The sequence below is a fragment of the Acidaminococcus sp. BV3L6 genome, from assembly GCF_000468835.1.
In the GTDB taxonomy this organism is placed as follows: Bacteria; Bacillota; Negativicutes; order Acidaminococcales; family Acidaminococcaceae; genus Acidaminococcus; species Acidaminococcus intestini.
Genome location: NZ_AWUR01000044.1, coordinates 12,320 through 31,950, shown reverse-complemented (window position 1 = coordinate 31,950; position 19,631 = coordinate 12,320). Strand labels below are relative to the sequence as shown.

The window sequence follows — 19,631 nt, the reverse complement described above, 5'->3', positions numbered from 1 at the left end:
GAACCATGGAAAAAACCTTATGGATCACGGGCCTTGGGGAGACCATGCGACCAGATTTCCTGAAAGAAGCGGTTCAGTACCCTTATGGAAAAGCCCTTTTTCTTGTGCCAAACCTGTATTTTAGAAACCTGGTCCGTCGCCATGGCGTCGTCAAGACGAGTACCATCGATGCCCTGCCGCGGGAAATCCTGCGCTTAAACGGACGGGAAAATGAACGGATGCTGATTTCCCGGGATACGCAGGCCCGCATTGCATCAGAAGCCATCGAGTATCTTGTTGGAAAGGAACTATTGCCTTATTTTAGGACCCTTGCCGATAAAAAGGGGTTCTGTGACAGTGTCATCCAGCTATTGACAGAACTTGAAACGTGTCATGTGACGGGTGAAGATTTCAAGAACGCCGTCCTTTCCTGGAACCGTGAGGAAAAGCGGGGAGGGGAAAAGGATAAGGAAATTGCCCTCATCCTTTCTGCTTATGAAGCTCTCATGAATGAACGCCATCTTTGCGACCTGAATGGTCTCTATGACGCGGCCCTTGACGTGCTGCAAGATCCAGGGGCGATTCTCCCATGGGAAAAATTGTATTTCAGTGAGTTCAACGAACTGACAGGTCTTCAGATGGCTCTTGTAAAAGCCCTGGGAAAACGGGTTTCCATCTCTTTTGGCCTTTTTTATGATGAGTCGCGACCTGATTTATCGGAAGCAACGCGAAAACTCGAAGAAGATCTCTTGGGAGATGGGTATGAAAAGATAATTGCACCAAAAAAAGTGAGCCGTCCTGAGGACCTTGCCTATTTTGCCGAAACGTTTCCCAAAGCAACTGGCGATGCCGTGGCTGCGCAGCACATCTATCTTGGTGAAGCGTCCAGCGTTGACAGCGAAATCAAGATGGTCCTTACAGACGTCAAGAAAAAGCTCAAAAGCGGCGTGGCGCCCCATGAAATTCTCCTTCTTGTACGGAATCTCAATGACTATCAGGGTCTTGGCCGGTACATGGAAGAATACGGTCTCTTGTCGACCCTTGCAGATGTGACGGACCTTGCCGGTCAGCCTTTGCCCCTGTTCCTTACAAAACTCTGGGAAGCAGCGCTAACGAAGGATGATACGATGCCCCTTCTAGCCCTTATGAAGACAACGCTCATGCAGGAACTTTTCCATGTGGACCGGATAGCCGTAGGTCACCTTGTCGAGGAAAGCTATATCGAGACGCCAGGGTTCCTTTTGGAACGCATTTCCCATCTTTCCGGTGTTTCGGACCTGAAGCCTCTTTTTGAAGCGCTCCAGACGCCAAAGACCTGTACGCAGTGGCGGGATTATCTTGACGAAAGGCTCACGGAATGGGACCTTGTGCGGACCTTTGGCAGGCTCCATCAGGAGGGAAAAGTGACCCTTTCGGAAGTGAAGATCATGGCTCAGTCCGAAGACTTCGTCAGGGCCTTTTTTGACCGTCTCGAAGCCCTTTTTGAAGCTGTCGGCAGCAAGGACCTCTCCGTCGGATTGGGGGACATCTTTTCTTATTGGAAGGAGGCCCTCATTGGCACGACTATTACGCTGACGCCGAGTCATGAAGAAGGTATCCGTGTCATGGAAGCCTCCGATATTCAAGGCGTTCCTTATCCTTATGTCTATATCCTGGGCGTGAGGGATGGGCTCTTTCCGGCTATTTCCCGGGAAAGCTGGCTCTACAGCGATGAAGAACGGACAGAACTTGCTGCTCTTGATATCCCCTTGGGTACGTCCGCACGGCGCCTTGCCCGGGATCGCTTTTTCTTTGCTTCGGCTGTCAGCCTTGCCGAAAAGGAAGTTCATCTTTCCTGGTTTGCTGACGATGAGGGCGGCGCAAGCTATTATATTGAACGGCTGCGGCACTTTTTCACGCCTCACGCCCTGCCATTTGTGACGTATCATTCAGATGTCCATGACTGTTACAGCGAGCCCCAAATGGTACGCTATCTCATGGAAGCGGAAAATCTGGGCGAAAAGGAAGCCACCTATCTGGCAGACCATGTGGACGCGAAAATTTTGCTGCGGGCCCAGGACGAAAAGAATCGGTTTGCTCCAAAGAGCCTTTATAATGGCTATTTGGGACCGCAGGAAGAAACGCTCCATCTTTCCGCATCCCAGCTTGACGGTTTTCTCACGTGTCCCTTTATGTACTTATTTACTCATGTGTGGAAGCTTGACGTAAAAGAAGCAAAGACGGCATTTCCTACACCGGACGTTGTGGGAAACCTGATCCATCTGACCCTTTCCCGCTTCATGGGGCGTCACTTGGGGGAAGCGCTCTTTACAAAGGAACTGGAAATGCTGTGGCAGGAACTTAGTGAGGCGTACCAAGCTGCTTATACCGAAATGGAACGGAACGGGGATATTCCCCGGTCCCGCTACTCGGACCACATTCGAAAAAGCTATGAAGAATGGCTGAAGCGCTGGCTCCGCATGGAAGTGGACTATGAGGAAAAGAGCCCTACTGGAGTCACGGTTTGTGCCGTAGAAAAGGCCTTCGGCCGAAAAGGCGCGGCTTGGCCTCCTTATGACCTTACGGTGGATGGAAAGAAAGTCTATCTTTCCGGCCAGATTGACCGCATTGACCGAAGTGAATCAGGCTACCTCATCATGGACTACAAAACGGGCGGACGGCCGACCACGGCTCGTATGGATGAAGGAAAAGCCGTCCAGCTGCCCCTTTACATCAAGGTCCTCGAACGCAATCTGGGTCTTATTGACCAACAGATTTTTGGCGCTATTTATGGAGATATCCGAACGGGACGCCGCGTGGGCGGCATGTGGTCGAGCGTTGGCAAAGCGGCTAAAGAGGCACCAAAGAGCGTACGAGGAAAGGATATGGAGGACGTTCTCAAGATTTCCGAAAACGTTATCGCTGCGGCTGTTCGGCGCATGAGAAGTGGGGACTTTGCCGCAGAGCCGTACAACGGAAAATGCCCGGATTACTGCCCCGCCCGTGACATTTGCCGCATCAAGGACAACCAAACCCACGAAATGATGAGCGCTGAGGAGGATGCAAATGGCTGATTTCACTAAAGAACAAACCCTTGCCATTACCACATTGGACCGGAATGTCTCCGTCTCAGCCGGTGCGGGATCTGGGAAAACGCGGGTCCTTGTCGAGCGTTTCCTGACCATCTTGAAAGATCCGGACAAAAGCGCCAACAGGATCCTTGCCATTACCTTTACCCGCAAAGCGGCTCGGGAAATGCGGGAACGCATCCGTAAGTCCCTCTTGGAAGAAGTGGGGAAGACGAGCGGTGAACTGCGGGCCCATTTCGAAGAACAGTTGCGCCACCTTGATGGCGCGCCCATTACGACCATCGATGGCTTCTGCTCCCAGATTCTGCGCGATCATCCTGTTGAAGCAGGGATGGATCCTCAGTTTACGGTGAAGGAAGAATATGAAGTAAAGGAATTCCAAGCTTCCGTTATCGATGCCTTCCTGCGGGATCTGCTCAAAAAAGAAGATGAGGATCTGGAGCTTTTATTGGGCCTTTATCACCCGGGGAGGCTTGGCAGCATGCTTTATGGTCTTCTTGAAATCCTGCCGGACCTCATGGCTTTGGGGGATCTTTCTTCCCCTTATGTGGTACGTCAAGAGGAGTGGGAAGAAGCAAAGATCCGGGCGGAAGAAACCTTCCTTGCCATGCTCGCCTCTGGGGCAGACCTAAAACCTTCAAAGACGAAAGACGCCCTCTTGGAGCTTGAAAATGCACGGGCAATCTACCATGAAGCCCTTGTTGCAGATGATCTTGAAACTGTTCTTCCCTTTATGAACCTTATCCGCGCAGCAGGAAAAGCGGCCCCTCTCATCAAGGAGTGGAAAGAGGCCTTAATCAAACTTCAAGGTTACGCACGCAATGAAGTGGCCATTCCTTATGCCAAAGCGTGGAATGGCCTGCTGCACCGCCTTGCGGACCGTCTCGAAGAAGAATCCCTGCGTCAGGAAATTTTTAGTTTCTCTTTCCTTGCAGGACGGGCGGTCTCTCTTTTGCGGAATTATCCCGAAATCTGCCGGGCCTACCAGCATCGTTTTGACTACATCATGGTCGACGAGTTCCAGGATACGAATGAGCAGCAAAAAGAACTGGTTTACCTGCTTTCTGGGGCGACAGCTAGTGAGCTGCGGGGGAAGAACCTTTTTATCGTCGGTGATGCCAAGCAGTCCATCTACCGATTCCGCGGTGCCGATGTCACGGTCTTCCGTGTTGTCCGTGATGACATCATACATTCTGGCGGAACGGACATTGTCATGGCCGATAATTTCCGCTCTGCCCCAGAAATCATCGAGTCCTGCAACTGTCTCTTCCGTGACCTCTTGGGGACGGACCCCCAAAAGGCGGTCATGGCCCAGGACCTTGTGCCCCATCAGAAAGCGACGCAAAAACCCATTCTTGCCATCATTGACCAAGAAGACGGCACATTTGCCGACGCACAGCGGGCCGAAGCTCAGTGGGTGGCACAAAAGATTGATGCTATCGTAAAAAGTCATGAGGAACTGGGGTATGGGGACATTGCCATTCTCGTACCGGCCATCCGGCTTGCTGAGCCTTATGCCGCAGCTCTTGCAGAGGCCCATATTCCCTATACCATGACGGATGGGAAGGGCTTTTATGAACAGCAGGAAGTCATTGACATCATCACCATCATGACCGCCGTTCTTTCGCCTGATGTGGATTGGGCCATGGCCGGCGTCCTTCGGTCTCCGTACGGCGGTCTCACGGATCAAGAAATCCTTGGCCTTTTGCGCATGTATCCCCAAAAGAACCTGTGGGAGAGCCTGTCCCAATCTATTGAACCGAGCCATGTCAGTCTTTGGAAGAAACTCACGGTCCTCATGCACGTGAGCCGCTTGGGTTCTTTGCCAGAACTTTTTGATGCCATCATGGAGACGCTCCATGTGGAAAGTCTCCTTCTTGCTATGCCTCATGGACGAGAAAAGATGGCAAACGTGTGGAAACTGCGTTCCATGGCTGCTTCCTTTGCCATGCAGGAAGGGGGCGGCAGCGAAGACTTTTTGGACAGATTGAACCTGATGCGCAGGATGCAGGCTCGGGAAAGCGGCGCTGCCTTGGAACCGGACGCCAAAAGCGTGCAGATCATGACCATCCACAAGTCCAAAGGGTTGGAATTTCCCGCTGTTTTTTTACCGGATCAACAGTATAAATCGCCTCCTGACAGGCTCGGCCTTCAGTATCTTCCCGGCGCTGGTCTTGGCATTATGATTCCTGGTGATGAAGGACCGCAAAAGACCGCCCTTTATGAAGAATTGAGCGAGGACAATCGCGCCCTCGAGTGGGAAGAAAAGAAACGCCAGCTTTATGTTGCTATGACGCGGGCTGAAAAATATCTTTTCCTGTCGGCTGCTGTGAGTGAAGAAAAGGAATCTGTCAGACGGGAAAAACGGGCTAAAGGACGTGTCAAGAGCCGGGAAAATTGGTATGAAAGCCTGCGCCGTATTTTCCATGATGGTGAGGGAAAAGACCTTGTCGAATGGGTGGAACTGAAAGCGTCGGAAATCCTTGCCTTACCCCTTTCCTTTAGTATCCAGGAAGCACCGCCCCTTGAACTTGAAGCCGGCGCCTTCGAAAAATTGAAAGCTGTGGAATTTCCACAGAAAGTGATCCTTAGCGCCACGGCCCTTGGGACTTATGACCTTTGCCCGCGCCGCTACTTCTATCAGTATCGGAGCCATATGCCGAGCCTTGATCCCGATGTGGTAGGGACGGGGAGTGTCCGCATTCCGCCGGCAACGCTGGGGACCTACATCCATAAAGTCTTGGAACTTTGCCGCACGGCACCGGCTGAAAAAGCAAAGGAACTGGCACTTCTTGAAGAATCATACAGCGATGGGGAAAAGAACGTTCTCCGAAAAGAAGGGGGCCCCCTCATCGATGCCTACCTTGCGTCGCCCCTTTATGCTGCTTATGGGGACTTTCCCCAAGATGCAGAAGTCGATTTTGAACTGCCTCTCATGACTGTAGGGAATGCGTCGGTCTACTTTGAAGGCAGCATCGATAAAGTCGTCCATCTGCCAGATGGAACGCTTGAAATCATCGACTATAAGAGCGGTCATCCGCCCCTTGATGGCATGGAACGAAAAGCTTATTCGCGGCAGCTTGCCATCTATAGCCTTGCCGCCGAAGCCCTTTATCACATGAAAGTGAGTCAGGCCTCGCTCCATTTTCTGCGCAATCTCTCGACCTGGGAACTTACTGACCGGGACAGGGAAGCGGCAGAACTTAAAGCGCTCCTTACAAAACTCCAAACCCTTGGCGAAGAAGAAGACTTTGCCGTGAAAACGGACGCCTGCACTTATTGCGGTTATGGCTATTTTTGCAAAAAGTAAGCGGTCATCCATCGTTGCGCCACCATCATCAAAAGACCTTAACCGAACCCAGGAGACTGGTTTGGTTAGGGTCTTTGGCTTTTCTTTAGGGCAGAGGCTTGAAATGGAGTCCTTGAATCCTGGAATCAAGCCCGTAAGCCCAGTATATGGCACGACTGTCTTACGTCCTTATGGCAACTCATCCGCCTTCTCCTTGATATAGGTGATGAAATGCTTACTTGCCAGCGGCAAAAGATCCCAGTCTTTATAACAAATGGCAAGATGTCGATAAAGGGGCGGGTCTATGGGAACAGTTACGATATCATAGGGATTTCGGTCCGTCATGAGTTTTGCGAGGATGCTGACACCAAGACCGGCTTCGACCATGGTCATGATGGCGTAATCATCGTGGAGTCTGTAGGCGACATGGGGTTTGATTCCCTTTTTTTGAAAGGCTTCCATTGGTTCACTGTAGTTTCCTTCTTCAAGAAGGATAAAGGGGTCCGAAAGGAGGCCCTCCAAGGGAATCGCTTTTTCCTTTGCCCAGCGGTGGCGACGGGGGAGCACCGCTAGAAGTTCTCCGTCCTTAACGGGAATGGTCATTAAGTGGGGACAGGAGTCAGGGGAGACAAAGCCAAAGTCGATGATGCCCAACTCGATCCATTCGGGAATGAGCCTGTAATCGCCTTGCTGAAAGGTAAACTTCACATTGGGGTAGCGGGCTTTGAATCCTTTGATGAGAGGCGGCATCCAGCGGCAGGTGATACTTGAGATGGTCCCTACACGAATCACTCCCGTTTCAAGTCCCCTGATTTCACGGGCCTTTTCTTCCATGGCTTCGTAACTATGGAGGACCTGTTCCAAAAAGGGGTAGAGTTGCTGCCCTTCTTGGGTAAGGGTAATGCCATTTCTGGAACGGATCAGGAGCTTAAAGGACAGTTCCTCTTCAAGAGAGGCCATCATTTGACTGATGGAGGATTGGATATAGCCCAATGCGTGGGCGGCTTTTGTAAAACTCCCTAGCCGCAGGATGGTCCGAAGGGCTTTGAAACGCTGCATTAAAGGCACCACCTTTCATTTTGCTGTCTTTATTATACATCACTATTTCTAATTTAAACATTAGATAAAGTCGTTTTACTAATTCTCGTCACCGTGATATCCTTCCTTTAGAAACGGAGGACGTTACAATGAAACAATATATTGTCGATGCCTTTACGGATACCGTCTTTAAAGGAAATCCTGCTGCTGTCTGTATCTTGGATGCGTGGATTCCAGAGGGCATCATGATGAAAATTGCCATGGAAAACCGGTTTTCCGAAACGGCTTTTGCCGTACAGGAAGGAGGCGCATACCATCTGCGCTGGTTTACGCCAGGCGGGGAAATCGACCTCTGCGGTCATGCCACCCTTGCTGCGGCCTATGTCATATTCCATTTTTATCAGAAGGACGCGGAGAAAATTTGCTTTAAGACTTTGAGCGGCCCCCTCACTGTGCGCCGCGACGTGGATCTCATTTGTATGGATTTTCCTAGCTATTCCCTCATGCCTGTCCCTGTCACAGATGCCATGGCAGATGCCATCGGTGTGCGTCCAGAACGTGCCTATATGGGACGGGACCTTGTCTGTATCCTTTCAGATGAAGTCGCGGTCAGGAACGCAAAAATCAATCAACAGCAAGCCCTTGACCTAAACGGATTGCTCCTTCACATTACGGCCCGCGGGAAGGACTATGACTGTGTAAGCCGTAGTTTTGCGCCAAAACTCAGTGTGCCAGAAGATCCGGTCTGTGGGTCCGGGCACTGTCATCTCGTTCCTCTTTGGTCCGCCATTTTAGGAAAGGATGACATCAAGGCCTTTCAGGCATCGGAACGGACCGGCGTCCTTTATACCAAAATAAGGGGCAGCCGGGTGGAACTTGCCGGTAAAGCCGCTCTTTATTCCATTGGGGAACTGGTCTTTCCCTTGGAGGTAAAATAAATGAAACAAGGAAACACTTCTTTGCGCAGTGCCCTCTTTTTAGGACTTATTGCCTGCCTCATCTATGGCCTGGGGGCAGGGCTGCGGGCAAGTATTGGCATTCTGCTATAACCCATTGCGGATATGACAGGCCTTTCCTATGAAGAGGTCAGTTTTTCCATTGCCGTCATGCAGATTGTCTTTGGCGCGTCCCAGCCTTTATTTGGGCTCTTAGCGGCACGACGGTCCAATCGATTCGTCCTGACGTCAGGTGTTTTTTTCATGGTCCTTTCCGTCCTCGGTATCAAACTATGTACCAGCTATGGGATGCTCATCGTGACCCTCGGCGTCCTCATGGGGCTTGGAACGGGAGCCATTGCGTTTGGCCTTGTCCTGTCGTCTGCCATCTCTTTTGTCGGACAGGAGCGCTCTCTTTTTCTTGCGGGACTCCTTAACGCATCAGCCGGTATGGTCAATTTCTTTCTGGCCCCGCTCCTTAACTTTTCTCTCCAACACGGCGGCGTACCGTCGACCATGCCCCGACTTGCTCTTATTATGGTGCTCCTCATTCCTTGTATCCGCTATCTGACCAAAAAGGACAGTACGATAAAGGGCGGGACGGATGTTCCCCGACTGGGCCTTGGGGAAATCCAGTCGGCCTTGGGGGAACGGACGTACCAGCTCCTCCTCGCCGGGTTTTCAACGTGTGGGTTCCACATGGTCATCATTGAATCTCATCTCTTTTCCCAATTCGTCTCCTATGGGATTCCTAAGATGGAAGCAAGCTGGGCCTTTTCATTTTATGGCATTGCGACCATTGCGGGCGCCCTGCTATCTGGGTATGCCAGTTCCCGTCTGAGAAAAGGTGGGCTCCTTTCCTTCTACTATGGATTCCGTGCCCTGTGGGTGCTATTCTACCTTTTTGTCCTGCCCAAAACGATGACAACGGCCATCCTTTTTGCAACGGGTCTTGGCCTTACCGGAGATGCCACGGTATCGCCCACATCGGGCATCTTGAGCGGCCATTTTCCGCTTCATCAAGTGGCAACCCTCATGGGCTTGCTCTTTTTTGCCCATCAGATCGGTGGGTTCCTAAGTGCTTATTTGGGTGGCCTTTCCTATCAGCTTTTTGGCAATTACACGCTCATTTGGCTGATTGACGTTATACTTTGCCTAGTGGCGAGTTTGGCGAGCTACCTGATTCGAGAAAAATAGGGGACGACCCAATAGTCGGGCTGATTTGATGTAGAACGTGAGCCCCTTGCTTTAGAAAAGATTATTCTGAGGCAAGAGGCTTATGACCTATCGCACAATGGACCGACCGTCTCACGTTGGGGGATAGGATAAAGGCTGTCAGGCTGCCACGCTAAGGGGGGCGTCTGCCGGTTTAATCATCAAAATTGCGAAAATGGCAGGATACAACCGCGTGAAGATGGGAGCTCCCTAATACTGTACTACTGAGAGACGCTTATTCACAGTAATCAACTCAACGCGCACGTGCGAGGCTGAATCGCCGCGACGGAATCTTGCCAGTAGCGGTTTTGAACTATCAAAAATATTCCTTGCTCCCGCTCGCAAGGAGACAACCGCCCCATTTTTCATCTTTACTCGGAGCAAAAATTACTCCGATTTTCTGCACGAGGTGACTTCGTTGCCTTGTTCAAGATTTATGAGATGGCAATTTGGATTTTTTTCGGATGATGTAGGAAACTTCATTCACTTACAGTCCATCTCGGTCCATCTGCGTCGTCAAACACGGCAGGCTTCCCAGAAGTACGGACAATCAATGTACGACGTCGTCTGGCTGCTTTGTGTTTTTTCAGCATCTGGGCCAATCTGGAGCCATATTCGAAAAAGGTCAATGGAAAAAAGACAGGAAGGAAAAGTATGACGAACCTTTTTAAAATCGTCTTGATCAGGTGGAACGGCATTCGCCGTTTCTAAGACAAAAGACCATAAGGTGAGTCTCTGTGAAGATTACATTCATTTCTAAATTCAGTAATGAATGAGAATCTGACTTCAGCTAGTGCTCAAAACAAAAAGTCTTATTCCGAATTGGTGTCTTGATTCGGGGTAAGGCCTTCTTTTTTATTTATTCTTTAGGTTCGATGCACCAGCATCGAACCGTCACCGTCAGATCTTTCGCCTTGCCAAAGCGGGGGACCGAAACGGGGAAATTTCCAAACACAAGTTACCTCTGAATTTTATCCGTTTTGATGGAGGATGAGGACGCGCAGTGACGTTACCTCACTCGCGTTAGCGAGGCATACTCGCCCGAGTCCCAAGCCCGTTTTGGAGCAAAGTGGAAGGACGCAGGGACATGGTTAAGGGCAAATGTAATTCGGCGCCCATTCCCGCAGGGACACGGTTTGGCGCCGGCGTTAGGGCTTTTCCATATCCTTAGCCAGCTTCCGGAGGCAGCCTTAGCCTTGTATTCTTTTCGCTTGACAGCTGCGGACATGGCCGCGAGACAGCTAGAGCCGAAGGCTCGAGACAGCTCGACCGCTATTTTCCCTTCCCATCAAACTCTTTCTTTAACAGCTCAATCAAATATTTCTCCGCTTTATTAAGATACGTTCCTTTTTTATAAAGGGCTTGGATGGGAAAGACGGGTGGATGGTCACTGTAGGAAAAACTTGTCCCATTTTGTTTGTCCCCGAGGATGATGACCGTGCGCTGGGGCACAATGGTGTAGCCCATCCCGCAGGCTGCAAGCTGGACGGCATCGTAGCTGCTGTCAACTTCCGTGAGAATATTGGGAATGATGCCTTCTTTTTGGAAGACGCGGTCCACAATGGTGCGGATGAAGTGTCTTTTTTTAACGGCAATAAAGGGCTTTTTAGCAATCTTATTGAAGTTAATGCGGCGCGCTCCTTTGTCCCAAAAATCTGCATCGCTGAAAAAGTCCGGTGCGGCAATGAGAGGAATCTCTTCGTCGTAGATATGTTCCTTATGGATTCCTACAGGCAGCTCGTCATCAAAATAGGGGACGATGATAAAGGAGACCTTTCCCATTTGTAGAAGCTCCAAGAGGTCACTCGTGCCGCCTTCTTTAAAAAAGAGCTGGGAGGCCGGGTACTTTTCACGCAGGCGCCCCAGAACAGGGCGAAACATATAACCGGCCCGGCCCGATGGGATACCGACAATGATATCGCCGGAACTTCCTATCTTGAGATCAGCGATGCGATTTTTCATATCCGTTTTTTCGCGAAGAATGAGGCGTGCCGTCTTAACGTAGATCCGCCCTGCATCCGTGAGTGTTAACGGCTGATGGGAGCGGTCAAAAAGTTTGGCACCCACTTCCTTTTCAATTTGGGCCAAGGCATGGCTCAGGGATGGCTGGGAAATGAAAAGTTCTTTGGATGCTTGGGTGATGTTCCGGCAGTCCGCTACCGTGACAACGTATTGCAGTTCTCGAAAATCCATAAGCCCTCCATAGAAACAATCGAATCGATTTCTTATTTTTCATCAATTATATCATAGCAAACCAGAAAAGAGCCTTTCCTTGAAAGGAAAGGCTCCTTGACTTACCTTATGAAAGGCTTTCAATAAACGTCCCCACCGTTTCAATCAGTTTCAGTCGGCACGTATCAAGAGAATGGTTGCCCAGAAGGTCGACACGCTGGTGAATAGCCTGAGACTGCTGGTCTGTAAGAAGGTTCCAGAAGGGATCGATCATGTATTGGGGTGGGGCTGTCGTATCTTTTTCACCGCCGATGATAAGGATGTTCTGATCCTTCAAAGGGTAGGCAGCAAGAGGGAAGGCCCATTCGTCGCGGTGCGTTTCACTGTCATTGACTAACGCTTCGGGGCTTTCGATATGAAGGACTGTGGCCGCTTCTGTGAGCATGGAGGCAAGGCCTTCTTTTCCGAGAAGGGTTTCCGCCCCCTTGTGATCAAAGGGGCAGTAGGCGATGACGCCGCGCAGTTCTGGATGGCGCTTTGCAACGTTGATAACCGTGTTGCCCCCGTTGGAGTGTCCAAGGAGAAAGACACGCAATGGGTCAATGGCATAGCGGTCCGTGCCGCCTGTGGCAAGATAGGAAAGGACCGCTTCCGTATCTTCTAGACAGTGAGAAAACGAGTAGGTGCCGGCACTGCCCCAGGCTCCACGGTGATAGAGCCTGATGACGACGCAGCCCATTCGGCGCAGGCTTTGGCATAGGTCGTCGTTGTTATTGGTGCCGGGAATGCCGTGGCAGACAATAACGGCTGGATGGGGCGCATCATAAAGGCCGCTGGGAAGGTACGCTTCGCCTAACAGGCGGTCGCCTGCAACCTCAAGGATGAAGTCCTGTGAATCTGGCTGAGTGGCATCTCCGTAAGGCGGTTCCTGCAGGACATATTGGGCATTGATTTTCATTCTATGGCCTCCTGATTTGGGTTCAAGTTTTGTTTATACCAGTCTTTCCCGTGGAAAATGCGCGTAATGAGCATGGAAACGACGGTGTCGCCGCAGGAATTGAGAAGTGTGCAGCCTGGATCAAAGAGTTCCACAATCATGAGCAGGATGGGAAAAGCCGCTTCGGGAAGGCTGAAAACAGAAACAATCATGGTTTCGCCGGCCGCTCCCCCGCCTGGAACACTGCTTGTTGCAACAGAAGAGGTTACACCTACAAAAATGGCAAGAAGGAAGGCAAAGCCTTCGAGGGGAACCCCAAACATCGTCGTTGCCAGCACTTCGGCATAGACCATGGCGATGCAGGCTCCATCCATATGGCAAGTTGCGCCCATGGCAATGACAACACTTGAGATGTCACGCGGTACGCCCAGTTTATCACAGGCTTCCATCTGAAGCGGAATCGTTGCTGCTGACGAACGTGTCCCAAGGGCCGTCAGGGCCGGAGCGAGAATGACCTTAAAGAAATTCCGTACGCCCCAGGGACCTGCGGCTAGGAAAGCATAAAAACCAAGGAAAAGGAAAAAATAAAGGAAAACGACGGAATAAAAGACGAGCATGGCATTGCCATAGGTTTTTAGGAGCTCAATACCATAGGTTCCGGTGAGGTCCGCAAAGTAGGCACCAAGGCCAAGGGGCGCAAGCTTCATGAGATAGGCCACCATTTTATAGCAGACCTTGGTCATGGCGTTCATCCAGTCGATAATCGGCTTTGCTTCGTCGCCAAGACGGGAGACGCAGATGCCAAAGAATATGGTCATGATGATGAGGGGCAGGACGTGGTAGCGGGAAATGAGAAGCGGCAGGTCGCCGACCGTGAGGGTCCCGACAATCTGGTCACTGACGCTGATGGGCTTTGCTGCCGCTGCATTTTTGGTCACGGCCGTAAAATTTGTCGGAACCCCTGTAAAATGGGTCACGACAAGGATCAAGATGGCAGAAAGGATGGCCGTCGTTACAAAAATAAGGAGCGTTAGTCCAATCATCTTGCCGACCTTGCCCGTATCCTTCGTATTAGCAATGGAGCCCGCAATGGAAAAGAAAATAAGGGGAACAATCAGGCAGAAGAGGAGATTGAGGAAAATCTGTCCAATCGGCTTGAGAAAAGAGACCTTGTCCCCAAAAACAAGGCCCAATATAGCCCCAATCACGCATCCTGTAATTAGAATGATCGGATCCCGGTAACTGCTGAGGGGTGCTGTTTTTGTTTTTGTGCTCATCATAACACGCTCCTTAAAAATAAGTAAGTCTATTATATTCCTACAGCTATAATAGGAAAAGACATAACGCGATTTTATACAATAAATGAAGAAAATAAATAAAAATCATGAAAATTATTAATATTAATGAAAAGATTTCTGATAATCATGCAGTCATTCTCGGCTCAGTGTAACTCATTTTACTTTCATTGCTTTTTGGCGATGGATGTGCTATGATGAAGCTCAAATAAACCCTGGGGATGTACTGGTTTCGACGGGGGTAGATGTTGTGTGATAAGCGAGCTGGGATTCCATCAACCCCATAAAACGGTGGAAACGCGTTATAAACGCAGAAGATTCTTACGCTTTAGCAGCTTAATTGCTAACGTTCCTTTTCTTCATTCCTGCTGAAGGAAAGTGAACGACACTTGCAGGATACCACAGGGCCAATTCTCGGAGGTCGCGTGGGAAATCCATCGAGATAGGGACTGATTAGCCCGCCAATAGGCGATGATGCCCCGAAATAAAGTATGTTGGATGCGCTCGGAGAAAGTTGCATGGCAATGCTTTCGGACAGGGGTTCGACTCCCCTCATCTCCACCAATTGAAAATAAGCCCTGCTTTGGGCTCAGGCGGCACCGCATGGATGAATCAATCCATGCGGTGTTTTTGTGCGCCCGGCATAGGGGCACTCTTAAGGATGCAAGTCCTTAGACTGTTCGAGTAAGTCATAGCCGAACACCAAAAGCGACACCGTGAGGTGGAATCTGAAGGAAGGTGCAGGCAAATCTCTGACCTGACGAACAGAAACCGCATAAGGCCAATTCGGGATGGATAAGGGAGTAAAACAGACTGAAGTCCCATAATGACTCGGAATCCCCAAGGGTAGATGCGGCAGGTGGGTGGAGAGAAAGAGTGTGTTCTTACGCGGGGAGGCCTCACGGATAGGGCCGGAGCCATGAAAATGGCAGCTGTGGCCCAAACAAGATTTATCGTGAGGAAGTCAGCAGAGGCCATCGTACTGGACGGGTTATAGACCGTCCAGGAAGGGCCGAATCTTAGGAAATATCAGTTAGTGAAGGGAGTCAAAAGAGGTCATTAAAAGCAGAAAACTTCATAGAGAAGGTTGCCCGCGAAAAGCAGCTGCCAAGCGGCAAGGATATGCGGGAACGCCTATCCCTGTGAGGAGTGCCGAACACAACGACATCATTGCAAACTTGTGAGCGGACACTTTGTTGGGGCAAGTCCTGAGGCGAGACAACCTGAATGCCGCGTATCACAGGGTAAAGGCCAACAAAGGATCAGGCGGTGTCGACAAGATGAGTGTAGATGAACTTCTACCGTACCTTGGAGAGCACCGACTGGAACTCTTACAGCAGATACGGGATGGGAAGTATAAATTCAAACCCGTCCGACGGGTAGAAATACCCAAAGAAGAAAAAGGAAAATTCCGTAAATTGGGAATCCCGACGGTTGTGGACCGGTGATACAGCAGGCGATTACGCAAGAGCTGACGCTGGTATATGAACCGCAGTTCTCAGACAGCAGTTTCGGCTTCCGGCCGGGACGCAAAGCGCATGACGCCCTGAAACAGTGTAAGGCCTATGCAGATGCAGGATATGTCTATGTGGTGGACATGGATTTGGAGAAATTCTTCGGCAATGTCTACCAGAGTAAATTGGTAGAAGTCCTGTCAAGAAGCATCAAGGACGGAGCTGTCATCTCACTGATACACAAATACCTGAATGCAGGAATCATGAACCACGGGATATTTGAGAGAAGCGAAACAGGCGCTGTACAGGGAGGCCCCTTAAGCCCACTATTAAGCAACGTGATGCTTAATGAACTGGACGAGGAACTGGAACGGCGAGAACATAAATTTGTCCGTTACGCCGACGAATGCATGATACTGTGCAAAAGCAGGAGAAGTGCAGAGAGGACCTTGGAAAGCATAACACGATACATAGAAAGGAAACGGTTCCTCAAAGTGAATCGGGAAAAGACGCCGGCTCCATACATTAGCCGGGTAAAATACCTGGGATATGGATTCTACAGGAGGAAAGGGAAACTTCGTTTTCGTGTGCATGCAAAATCCGCAGCAAAGATGAAGGAGAAGGTGAGGGCCATTTTAGACCGCAACAAACTAACTCCGAATGCGGTAAGGCCCATCAGGCCGAAACAGTTCATCCACGGATGGGTCAATGATTTCAAGCTGATAGACATGAAACAGCTGCTCATGGAAGTGGATACATGGATACGGCGGAAAATCCGGGCAATCTACTGGAAACAGTGGAAGAAGGTGCGAACAAGGTACTGCATGATGCGCCAATACGCAATTCCAGAATGGAAAGTGCATGAACTGGCAAGTTGCCGAAAAGGACTATGGAGAGTGGCGCTTATGCTGAGCTCATTCCTTACGAACGAAGAAATAGCCCGCCCTGGTTATATAACCATGACGAGCTATTACAAATAAGTTTGTGAAAACGAGGAAACCGCCGCGCTTCGAACGGTACGCACGGTGGTGTGAGAGGTCGGGATCTCTATTTAGAAATCCCTCCTACTCGTATTTCTGGGGATTGTTATTTCACATTCCCTTTTTGGCGCAGTCTGAACGAATCAATACAATAACCTCAAAACTAAGCATTAAAAAAGCTCCATCTTTTAGGATCAAAGGTGTAGTGTGTACATCCTTACAGTTGGTCAGCCAGAGCTCGAGCTTGTTCAGGTCCGGCAGTTTGCTGTAGTTCGCCAGGTTTATCCATAGAGGAAATAAGGATTTCGCCTATGTTTTCCCATCCGAGATAGTCAATGGCCTTATGGTATGGCATGATGATACCTTCCATGTCGCTTGTGCTCTGAGACCGGCAAGTGCAGAGCAGGCCAGCTTCTTTACCGGCAATGGCTTCTTTTTTGCCAACACAGAAGCTATAGAGTTTATCAATCAGGCATTTAACTTTGCCAGGTATGGAAAACCAATAGGTCGGTGTCGCGAGGATGACAGCATCTGCTTCTTCAATATAAGGTGCTACCGTATTGAAATCATCGTCAAAGGTGCAGGCTTTACCCGTCTTGAAGCAGGTATCGCATCCATGACAAGGACCGATATTTAGATAGGCAGCATCGAAGCGTTTGACAGAGTGACCTTTTTTTTGAGCCTCTTCAATGAATGCTTCAGCAAGAGCGGTACTATTGCCATCTTTACGAAAACTGGATGTGATAACTACAATTTTTTTACCCATACTCTTTTCTTCCTCTCTTTTTATGGATATTTTCTTTATATTTTTTTCATGATATCATGAATATATACTGCATTCAATAATAAAATTGTATGTAAAACAATTACGCGTATATAATGTAAATGGATTTACTTTACTCACTATTTACGTTAAAAAACAGACAGAAAGGGGACCGATACCTATGTCCATTAATTCGTTTGATAACTATTATATGTCCTGGAAGCCTCAACTGAACCGCACCAATCAACCATTGTATATTTCGTTAGCCAGACAACTTGAAAATGATATTGCTACTGGTGTTTTGCTGCCAGGAACTAAACTGCCGCCACAACGTGAATTAGCTGATTTTTTAGATATTAATGTCAGTACAGTAGTACGAGCTTTTAAACTCTGCTCCAATAAAGGCCTGCTTACTAGTACTGTTGGAAGTGGCACGTATGTAGCGTACGATGTGGTGACTAATATTTTCGATACACCTGCAAAAAAAAAGCCTTATCTGATAGATATGGGTTCTCTTACACCGGAAACAATTCCTCAGGATGAAGTCGTGACGCTCTTGGAGAAAATGATACAAGAAGATGATTTTGGACGACTGTTGCAATATAATCACTCTGCTATGTTGTTTCATAAAGAGGCGGCCGTGAAATTACTTGATCGGGCAGGATGCCATACTGATGCTGATCATGTCCTTTTCGCCAGCGGCGGCCAAAATGCAACGTATGCTGTACTAGCGGGGCTTTTCAGGCCTGGTGATCGTATTGGTACAGCACCTACTGTGTATCCAGGGCTAAAAAGTGCTGCCAAGCTTATTGGCATTCATCTCGTTCCTATTCGGCAGGAAAATAATGAATTTACGGCTGAAGCAATTCAGTACGCCTACCACAATGAAGGTATCACCGGTCTGTATGTCATGCCGGATTATCAGAATCCAACGACCCATAGTATGCCACTATCCTGCCGAAAAATGATTGCACGCCTGGCCAGAGATCTGGATCTTCTGGTAATAGAAGATGGCATTAACTGTCTGCTTTCTCCACACATTCATCAGTCTATTGCCAATATGGCTCCGGAACAAACCATCTTTCTTGCCAGTTTATCCAAAACGCTGATTCCAGCTTTACGTTTAGCCTATATTAAGGCTCCTAAAAAATATTTTAAGAATTTGCGCAACGCCTTATATGCGATTCAATTATCTCCATCTGCGTTATTAATGGAATTGGCATCGCGCATGATCGTTTCAGAAAAATTTGAAGGCTTGCTTGAACGACGGCGCCAGGGGTTGAAAATTCGCAACGGGATTGTTGATGAAATTTTAAAAGGCTATGATGTGCGTGGCACGGAAGAATGTCTCCATCGCTGGTTGATTTTATCAGAAGATATGTCCGGAGAGCAATTTGAGCACCTTGCTTTGGAACATGGCGTCTATGTCTATGGCTCACAACGATTTGCTGTCGGTAAAGATATGCCTGTCCATGCGGCTAGACTGGGTATTTGTGTACCTTCTACGTATGATGAGTTACGAGAAGGCCTGAAAATTCTGCGTCAACTATTATGATGAAAAAGCAAAAATCAATTGAAATATATTTATTAAATCGTACTGCACACAATTTTAATATTGAATGAATATTGACTCTCTAGTATACTTGAATAAATCAAATAAACAGGTTCCCAATCGGGAAACAAACGAAGTAGAAGGAGGATTGATGAATATGAAGTACTACGTTGTTGATGCGTTTACTGAAGAATTATTCAAAGGTAATCCGGCAGGGGTTTGCCTGGTAGATGAATTCCCTACAGATGAAACCATGACGAATATCGCTGCAGAAAATAGACTTTCTGAAACGGCTTTTGTAAAGCATAAAGTAGATGGCATTTATCGTGTCCGCTTTTTCACACCTACATCAGAAGTAGATTTGTGTGGCCATGCTACATTGGGTACAGGGTTTGTCCTCGCAAATTTTGTGGAACCGGGTAAGAAAGAATTCCATCTGCGTGCCAATCAAGATGATATTGTCATTACCGTTCGCGAAGGCGGATTGTATGAAATTGAATTCCCATCCTGGCATCCCCAAAAAGTTGCAGTGACCAAAGAAATGGAAGATGCCCTTGGCTTCAAACCGGAAGCTGCTTGGCAGACACGCGATCTCATCATTTTAGCGAAAGATACAGATACGGTCCAAAATTTCCAGCCCGATTATCAGGCTATTGCCCATATGACCGATAAGCTAGGTGTCCTCATCACGGCTCAAGCTAGTGACAGTGAATTTGTCAGCCGCACTTTCTTCCCCAATATCGGTATTCCGGAAGATCCGGTTTGTGGTTCTGCTAACTGCTCGTTGATTCCGCTCTGGTCTCAGCGTCTCGGTAAAAAAGAGATAATCAATCATCAGCTGTCGCCTCGCACCGGTACGATTTACTGCCGTGACGGAGGTAATGTAGTTAAGATTAGCGGCCATGTAACGCTCTATAGCACGGCCGAATTAAATATCCATTAATCAAGTATTTT

Annotated in this window: 13 protein-coding genes and 1 other RNA gene; 9 read left to right on the top strand and 5 right to left on the bottom strand. The window is 49.0% G+C overall.

The window, feature by feature from the left end; all coding sequences use genetic code 11:
- Positions 1–5: 5 nt before the first annotated feature.
- Positions 6–3,032 carry a PD-(D/E)XK nuclease family protein gene (locus tag HMPREF1246_RS08130; protein ID WP_021737213.1) on the top strand — a complete coding sequence of 1,009 codons (3,027 nt, stop codon included), beginning with the start codon at positions 6–8 and terminating at the stop codon, positions 3,030–3,032.
- Positions 3,025–6,357, top strand: a complete 3,333-nt coding sequence (locus HMPREF1246_RS08125; RefSeq protein ID WP_021737221.1) for an exodeoxyribonuclease V subunit beta — start codon at positions 3,025–3,027, stop codon at positions 6,355–6,357. Before HMPREF1246_RS08130 ends, HMPREF1246_RS08125 begins: the two co-directional genes overlap by 8 nt.
- Positions 6,358–6,525: 168 nt before the next feature.
- On the opposite strand, the gene HMPREF1246_RS08120 is transcribed toward HMPREF1246_RS08125, so the two are convergent.
- Entirely contained in the window at positions 6,526–7,395 is an 870-nt protein-coding gene (locus tag HMPREF1246_RS08120; protein ID WP_021737236.1) for a LysR family transcriptional regulator, read from the bottom strand.
- A gap of 128 nt (positions 7,396–7,523) precedes the next feature.
- Between HMPREF1246_RS08120 and HMPREF1246_RS08115 the strand changes: the two genes are divergently transcribed.
- Positions 7,524–8,312 carry a PhzF family phenazine biosynthesis protein gene (locus tag HMPREF1246_RS08115; protein WP_021737211.1) on the top strand — a complete coding sequence of 263 codons (789 nt, stop codon included), beginning with the start codon at positions 7,524–7,526 and terminating at the stop codon, positions 8,310–8,312.
- A 123-nt stretch (positions 8,313–8,435) separates the two neighbouring features.
- On the top strand, positions 8,436–9,506 hold the full coding sequence (locus HMPREF1246_RS08110) for an MFS transporter (protein ID WP_021737229.1): 1,071 nt from the start codon (positions 8,436–8,438) through the stop codon (positions 9,504–9,506).
- 1,290 nt (positions 9,507–10,796) lie between these two features.
- On the opposite strand, the gene HMPREF1246_RS08105 is transcribed toward HMPREF1246_RS08110, so the two are convergent.
- The 3 genes from HMPREF1246_RS08105 to HMPREF1246_RS08095 all read right to left on the bottom strand — a co-directional run bounded on the left by HMPREF1246_RS08105 (position 10,797) and on the right by HMPREF1246_RS08095 (position 13,913).
- Positions 10,797–11,717, bottom strand: a complete 921-nt coding sequence (locus HMPREF1246_RS08105; protein ID WP_009015436.1) for a LysR family transcriptional regulator — start codon at positions 11,715–11,717, stop codon at positions 10,797–10,799.
- Positions 11,718–11,823: 106 nt separating this feature from the next.
- Positions 11,824–12,654, bottom strand: coding sequence for a S9 family peptidase (locus HMPREF1246_RS08100; RefSeq protein ID WP_009015435.1), 831 nt, complete (start codon positions 12,652–12,654; stop codon positions 11,824–11,826).
- Positions 12,651–13,913, bottom strand: coding sequence for a dicarboxylate/amino acid:cation symporter (locus HMPREF1246_RS08095; RefSeq protein WP_009015434.1), 1,263 nt, complete (start codon positions 13,911–13,913; stop codon positions 12,651–12,653). The genes HMPREF1246_RS08100 and HMPREF1246_RS08095 overlap by 4 nt, the downstream gene beginning before the upstream one ends.
- A 232-nt stretch (positions 13,914–14,145) precedes the next feature.
- On the opposite strand from HMPREF1246_RS08095, the gene ssrA reads away from it, so the two are divergent.
- From ssrA to HMPREF1246_RS08090, 3 genes are all read left to right on the top strand, one after another.
- Positions 14,146–14,492: a transfer-messenger RNA gene (gene ssrA, locus HMPREF1246_RS10325) on the top strand.
- A 716-nt stretch (positions 14,493–15,208) separates the two neighbouring features.
- Positions 15,209–15,376, top strand: coding sequence for an RNA-directed DNA polymerase (locus tag HMPREF1246_RS10600; RefSeq protein WP_014128527.1), 168 nt, complete (start codon positions 15,209–15,211; stop codon positions 15,374–15,376).
- Positions 15,373–16,362 (top strand): reverse transcriptase domain-containing protein, encoded by a 990-nt coding sequence (locus tag HMPREF1246_RS08090; protein WP_021737232.1) that lies wholly within the window; start codon positions 15,373–15,375, stop codon positions 16,360–16,362. Before HMPREF1246_RS10600 ends, HMPREF1246_RS08090 begins: the two co-directional genes overlap by 4 nt.
- 217 nt (positions 16,363–16,579) lie before the next feature.
- Here HMPREF1246_RS08090 and HMPREF1246_RS08085 read toward each other — a convergent pair whose 3' ends face one another.
- Positions 16,580–17,128: a flavodoxin family protein gene (locus HMPREF1246_RS08085; RefSeq protein ID WP_021737225.1), complete on the bottom strand. Its 549-nt coding sequence runs from the start codon at positions 17,126–17,128 to the stop codon at positions 16,580–16,582.
- Positions 17,129–17,306: 178 nt separating this feature from the next.
- Between HMPREF1246_RS08085 and HMPREF1246_RS08080 the strand changes: the two genes are divergently transcribed.
- Both HMPREF1246_RS08080 and HMPREF1246_RS08075 read left to right on the top strand, forming a co-directional pair.
- Complete coding sequence (locus tag HMPREF1246_RS08080) at positions 17,307–18,680, top strand: PLP-dependent aminotransferase family protein (protein ID WP_016459508.1); 1,374 nt, start codon at positions 17,307–17,309, stop codon at positions 18,678–18,680.
- Positions 18,681–18,834: 154 nt separating this feature from the next.
- Positions 18,835–19,620, top strand: coding sequence for a PhzF family phenazine biosynthesis protein (locus HMPREF1246_RS08075; RefSeq protein WP_009015430.1), 786 nt, complete (start codon positions 18,835–18,837; stop codon positions 19,618–19,620).
- The last annotated feature ends 11 nt before the right edge of the window (positions 19,621–19,631 follow it).